1 protein-coding gene is annotated in these 235 nt (G+C 44.3%); it reads left to right on the top strand.

Annotation, left to right across the window (positions count from 1 at the left end):
* The coding region (locus G4L40_RS12935) for a hypothetical protein (protein WP_166237598.1) at nucleotides 1–235 on the top strand (235 nt) is incomplete at both ends.

Genomic DNA, 235 nt, shown 5'->3' with positions numbered 1-235 from the left:
GGCGCAACAACAATTTGTTCAGGCGCAACCGCTGTGGTTAGTTTCACAGGAACGCCAAATGCAACGATAACCTATACAGTTGATGGTGGAGCGAACCAAACGGTAACTTTAGACGCAACAGGAAATGTGAGTGTAACTACACCGGTATTGACAGCAAACTCGACATATAATTTAGTAAGTGTAGCAAGTGCAACAACACCGGTTTGTAACAATACCGCAAGTGGAAGTGTGACAA

This window comes from Flavobacterium celericrescens (assembly GCF_011392075.1).
GTDB classification, from domain to species: domain Bacteria; phylum Bacteroidota; class Bacteroidia; order Flavobacteriales; family Flavobacteriaceae; genus Flavobacterium; species Flavobacterium celericrescens.
The sequence above is the reverse complement of the archived record's forward strand: the minus strand, read 5'-3'. Positions and strand labels throughout refer to the sequence as shown.